The sequence below is a fragment of the Acinetobacter sp. CIP 64.2 genome (assembly GCF_000369645.1).
GTDB lineage: Bacteria > Pseudomonadota > Gammaproteobacteria > Pseudomonadales > Moraxellaceae > Acinetobacter.
The window spans coordinates 1,551,899-1,552,431 of record NZ_KB850122.1; the positions used below are offsets into that span (position 1 = coordinate 1,551,899).

Genomic DNA, 533 nt, shown 5'->3' on the forward strand with positions numbered 1-533 from the left:
CCCAGTTGTACACCGCCTGCAACTGTCGTGCTGGTGATGTTGCTGTCGCCTTTAACGTTGATATCACTACCCAAGGCATAGTTGTTCTTGCCTGTTGTGCCACCAAAGTTGATGCCTTTGTCCGCTGTTGCTTTAACGCTGGTGATCGCACCATCAATCGTGTTCGAACCTGTGCCACCAATGTTACTTGTGGTGATTGCACCCGTCGTTGCATCAATCGTCGTGTTGCCACCAATGGCACTCTTAACACTGTCTGCAACACCGTGTAATTGACTGCCGTTGATTGCATCAGTCGAAGTTGAGTTCACCGCACCAGCTTTAACATTAGTAATGGTGGTGCCACCTGCGCCTGCTAAAGTCACTTTGTCTTTAGTTGCAGGGTCATCATATTTAACCGCTGCATCGTCCAAGTTACCGAGCTTGCCATCCACTGCTGCTAATTGATCTTCAGTTGCTGCCTGACCTGATACCGCTGTGCCGTTCCAAGTCGTGTTGCTTAAACCACCAATAGTATTGGTTGTGCCATCAATCTT

Annotated in this window: 1 pseudogene; it reads right to left on the reverse strand. The window is 48.8% G+C overall.

Annotation, left to right across the window (positions count from 1 at the left end):
* Positions 1-530 (reverse strand): annotated as a pseudogene (locus F895_RS03795) (cell surface protein); the annotation flags it as partial.
* Between the last annotated feature and the right edge of the window lie 3 nt (positions 531-533).